This is a genomic window from Streptomyces sp. NPDC060194, from assembly GCF_042728285.1.
Taxonomy (GTDB): Bacteria; Actinomycetota; Actinomycetes; order Streptomycetales; family Streptomycetaceae; genus Streptomyces.
Genome location: NZ_JBHWZH010000249.1, coordinates 1 through 4,434 on the forward strand (window position 1 = coordinate 1; position 4,434 = coordinate 4,434).

The following is a 4,434-nucleotide window of genomic DNA, read 5'->3' on the forward strand; positions in this document are numbered from 1 at the left end:
GTGTCAACCACTGTTGACACCGGCCGGGCGTCAACGTACGTTGACATGCATGACCGAAGCGACGGATCTCGCCGCGCAGGCGGGCGGTCGCGACCCGCGGATCGGGTTGCGCGCCGTGGCCGCACTGCGCCGGCTGTTGGAGCAACTGGAAGCCGTCCAGGTCGGGAGCGCCCGTGAACAGGGCTGGTCCTGGCAGGAGATCGCCGGCGAACTGGGCGTCAGCCGGCAGGCCGTGCACAAGAAGTACGGGAGGCGATGAACGGTGTTCGAACGGTTCACGGAGGCGGCCCGCCAGGTGGTGAAGGACGCGGTGGCGCTCGCCGAACGGCAGCGCGCGGCGGCCGTCACGAACGAGCACCTGCTGCTCTCGCTGCTCGAACGCCGCGGCACGAAGGGCGCGTTCGCGCTCACCGCGCTGGGCGCGCACGACCGGCGGGACGCGCTGGAGCAGGCCCTCGCCGACGCCCGGCGCCGCGGCGGGGTCTCCCGCGCGGACGCCGACGCGCTGGCCGGGCTCGGCATCGACGTCGGCGAGATCGTCAGCCGCGTCGAACAGGTCCACGGCGTCGGCGCGTTGGGCGGCGACACCCGCGACCGCCGCTGGTGGTCGGGCAGGCGCCCGGCGTTCTCCCGCGAGGCCAAGGACACCCTGGAGCGTTCGCTCCGGGTCGCCCTCGGCCGCCGCGAAAGGTCGATCGGCGACGAGCACATCCTCCTCGCCCTCACCACCCGCCCCGGCGTCGTCGCCGAGGTGCTCACCGAGCACGGGGTGGCGTACGACGACGTCACCCGCGTCCTCGGCGCGGACCAGGCGCAGGCGGGCTGAACGAACGGGCGTCGTCTGTACCCGGGTTGAAGGCCGAACGCCCCACTGCCCGCAAGGATGCGCGGGCAGTGGGGCGTTGGCGTGTGCCGCTCGGGGGCGTCAGACGCGCGGGGCGCGCAGGGCGGCCACGATGTGCGCTGCCGCCGCGGACAAGTGGCGTCGCGCCTCGTCCAGTTGTGCGGGCGAGACACCGGAGTCGCGGGCCGCGTCGCGGATGTCGTCGCGGAAGCGGTCCAGGAGGCGCTCCAGGTCGCGGGCCGGGTCGCCGGAGGGCGGGAGGTCGGTGCTCCAGGCGGGGTCCGCGGCGGGCTCGGCGGGCGTCGGTACGGCGTCGGCCGGCGCGGTCGCGGGCGGGTCCGCGGGGGCGGTGTCCGTGCGGCGGAGGTCGACGTCGACGTCGTCGCCCGCGCGCGGGCCCGCGCCCCAGCCCTTGGGGGCGCCGCCGAGGCCGCCCAGGCCGCCGAGCTCGCGGGTGAGCGCGCTCAGCCCCTCCTGGACGCCCTTCGGCCAGTCGCCCCGGGCGAAGTGGTCCTGCACCTGGTCCTGCACCCGGCGGGCCGCGTCCTGGAGCCGCTCCTGCGCCTCCTGGGCCTGCCGCCGGGCGTGCTGGGCGTCCTCGCGGGCGCGGCGGGACTCGTCCTTGGCGCGCCGGGTCTGCTCCTTCCACTCCTGCCTGGCCCGGCGGAACTCCTCCTTCCAGTCCGCGCCGCCGGTCGGGGCGGAGGAGGCGGCCGTCCTGGCCTGCCCGGCCGCCGCCCGCACCTCGCGGCGCAGGTCGCCGGCCGCGCCCCGGACGTCGTCGCGGATCTCGGCCGCGAGCTCGGCGACGGAGTCGCGGATCTCCAGCTCCAGGTCGGCCAACTCGCCGCTGCGGGAGTCCAGTTCGGTGCGGCCGGCGTCGGTGATCGAGTACACCTTGCGGCCGCCCTCGGTGGCGTGGGTGACCAGGCCCTCGGCCTCCAGCTTGGACAGGCGCGGGTAGACCGTGCCGGCGGAGGGGGCGTAGAGGCCCTGGAAGCGCTCCTCCAGGAGCCGGATCACCTCGTAGCCGTGGCGCGGGGCCTCGTCGAGGAGCTTGAGGAGGTACAGGCGGAGTCGGCCGTGGGCGAAGACGGGAGGCATGGCTCAGAACTCCTTCTCGGTGGAGACACGGGGGGAGGGGGCGTCGGCAGGGTCCGCGGGGGGCCTGCGCAGGAGGGCGATGGAGCCGGAGAGGGTGGTGGCCTTCAGCCGGCCCGTGCCCGCACCGAGCGTCCCGGTGATCTTCTTCGCGCCCCACTGGCCGCCCACCTTCAGGTCCTCGAAGGCGTTGGAGACGGCCCCGCTCGCGGTGTTCGCCTCCACCCGGGCGTCCGCGGGGTGCGGCAGCCGGATGGCGATCTCGCCGGAGACGCTGTTCAGGCCGAGGTCGGTGGGGCCGCCCGCCGGGTCGATGTCGATGACCGTGTTCCCGCTGACCGTGTCCGCCGACACCGTGCCGCCCGCGCCCTCGACGACCGTCAGGTCGCCGGAGACCGACCGGAACCGCAGCTCGCCGCTGACGGCCTGCGCCTCCAGGCTCCCCGACACCGTCTCCGCGCGGACCGGGCCCGCGAGGCCCACCAGCGTCGTGTCCCCGCTCACCCCGCGCACGTCCGCCGGTCCGCGTACGCCCGACACGAACGCCGTCGCGCTCACCACGCCGACCTCCACCCGGGTGCCGGCCGGCACGGTCAGCGAGACCACGGCCCTGCGGGGCCGGCCGCGGCTGTCGAGCCACTTCAGGAAGTTCTGCCACGGCAGGTCCTCGTACGCGACCGTCAGCGTCCCGCCCTCCTGGGTGACGATCAGCGGCGGGCCGTCGATCTCGCCGACGTCGAGCCGGGCGGCGCCCTCCTCGGTGCCCACGACGTTGACGGCGCCCTCGACCAGGCGGACGTTCAGCCGCGTCACCGGGTCGTCGAACGTGAGCTTCTGCGGCTCGGAGACGGTCCACTGGGGCATGGCGCCGGCCCTTCTCTCGGACGGATGGGTCGATGACGCGAGCGTTCGCAACATATCGCGTCTGATAAGAACACGATATATCGCGGATGGGGGAAGTCAAGCGTGGGAATGGGGTCGAGGGGCAGGTGTCCGTGCCGCGCCGCATGGGCCGAACGGGGGGCGGCGGGGGCCCGATGCGCAGGCGGAATCGTCCGGACGCGCCTAGCGTGAGGGCATGTCAGACGCCACCGCGCTCGCCACCGGCGCGATCCTGCTCTGCCGCGCCGACGCGGACGCGGTGCGGCCCGCCGCGCATCTCCTGCGCGAGCGGCAGCTGCTGATGCCGGCGGGGGAGGGGTGGACCGCACTGGTCCCGGCGTCCACGCCGTGGGCCGCCGGCAGCGGGCCCGTCGACCGCGTCATGGGCGGGTGGGCCGCGGCGCTCGCCGTCGGCGCGCCGTGGCCCGTCGTCGCGCTCTGGTGGGACGGCGACCGCGCTGGCTGCACGCTCGCCTCCGGGTTCCGGCGGCCCGTCTCCTACGTCTGGCTCGCCGACGGCACGCCCGTGGGGGAGGACGAGGCCATGCTGACATTCGCCGCCCGGCTGTCGCTCGATCCCGTCCACGACGTGGGGCTCCTCGAAGACCTCACCCGGACCGATCCCGCCGCCGACGCGCGGGTCCGGCTCACCGGGCTGCTCGCCGTCCTCGCCCGGACGGGGCTCGACCTGCCCGCAGGACTCCACCCCGGCGACTCCGCGGACCGGCTCCGCGCGGTCGCCCGGGTCGCGCACGACGCGGCCGTCGTCGAGTGGGCGGGGTGGCGCGACGCGGTCCGGCACGAGCTGTCCGTCGTCGAGCACGGGCCGCTCGGGCCCTGGCTCCGCGGGCCCCGCGCGCGGCTCCTCGGCGCGGTGCAGTTGGCCGCCGGCGTGCCCCTCATCGCCTACGGCGCGCGGTCCCGCAGCGCGGGATGGGCCACCACGGGCACCCTGCTCCTCGCCCACGGGGCGCTCGGGTTGGCCTACGACCGGGTGCGGGCGGGGGAGCGATCGGCCGGCGGGCGGGGGGCTTAGCCCCGGCCGGCGGGCGGGGCCCAAAAAATCAGCCCGGCCGGCGGGCGGGGGCCGAAAGAAATCAGCCCGGCCGGCGAGCGGGAGCCGAAAGAAATCAGCCTGGCCGGCGCTTGAGGCCGCCGGGCGCAGCCCGGTACCCGCGGCGGAGCCGCGAATCGCCCCTGCGGGGCGGGGGGTCGACGATGGCGCGGGGTGCGGTCGCCTGCGCTGGGCACGTGGGGCTGTGCCCACCCGTGCCGCCCTGCGGCACGATTGCCCACAGCCAGGCAGGCGTGCGGGGAGGCGGAGCCGCACCCCGGCGCGGGCGCGGTTGCGGCGGAGCGGGAACGGTGCCGCGCGTGGGCGGGACTACTCGTCGTCCTCGTCGTCGTCGAGGCGGGCGAGCCAGGTGGCGAGGCGTTCGACGGGGACCTCGAAGTCGGGGTTGAGGTCGACGAAGGCGCGGAGCTGCTCGGCGAGCCACTCGAAGGTGACCTCCTCCTCGCCGCGCCGCTTCTCCAGCTCTTCGATGCCACGGTCCGTGAAGTACATGGCACCAGGATAGGCCGGAGGGCCGGCACCCCTCACGGGG

Annotated in this window: 6 protein-coding genes; 3 read left to right on the forward strand and 3 right to left on the reverse strand. The window is 75.7% G+C overall.

From position 1 onward, the window contains the following. Positions 1–49 precede the first annotated feature (49 nt). Positions 50–259 carry a helix-turn-helix domain-containing protein gene (locus ACFWEG_RS28360; RefSeq protein WP_387220791.1) on the forward strand — a complete coding sequence of 70 codons (210 nt, stop codon included), beginning with the start codon at positions 50–52 and terminating at the stop codon, positions 257–259. Between the two features lie 3 nt (positions 260–262). Continuing rightward, positions 263–826, forward strand: a complete 564-nt coding sequence (locus tag ACFWEG_RS28365; protein WP_387220793.1) for a Clp protease N-terminal domain-containing protein — start codon at positions 263–265, stop codon at positions 824–826. A gap of 99 nt (positions 827–925) precedes the next feature. On the opposite strand, the gene ACFWEG_RS28370 is transcribed toward ACFWEG_RS28365, so the two are convergent. Both ACFWEG_RS28370 and ACFWEG_RS28375 read right to left on the reverse strand, forming a co-directional pair. Beyond that, entirely contained in the window at positions 926–1,948 is a 1,023-nt protein-coding gene (locus ACFWEG_RS28370) for a helix-turn-helix transcriptional regulator (protein ID WP_387220795.1), read from the reverse strand. Between the two features lie 3 nt (positions 1,949–1,951). Further along, a complete protein-coding gene (locus ACFWEG_RS28375; RefSeq protein WP_387220797.1) occupies positions 1,952–2,809 on the reverse strand; it encodes a DUF4097 domain-containing protein in 858 nt (285 codons plus the stop codon). Positions 2,810–3,023: 214 nt separating this feature from the next. On the opposite strand from ACFWEG_RS28375, the gene ACFWEG_RS28380 reads away from it, so the two are divergent. Beyond that, a complete protein-coding gene (locus tag ACFWEG_RS28380; RefSeq protein ID WP_387220800.1) occupies positions 3,024–3,863 on the forward strand; it encodes a hypothetical protein in 840 nt (279 codons plus the stop codon). Between the two features lie 348 nt (positions 3,864–4,211). Here the strand turns inward: ACFWEG_RS28380 and ACFWEG_RS28385 are convergent, their stop codons facing one another. After that, entirely contained in the window at positions 4,212–4,394 is a 183-nt protein-coding gene (locus tag ACFWEG_RS28385; protein WP_387220803.1) for a DUF6104 family protein, read from the reverse strand. Between the last annotated feature and the right edge of the window lie 40 nt (positions 4,395–4,434).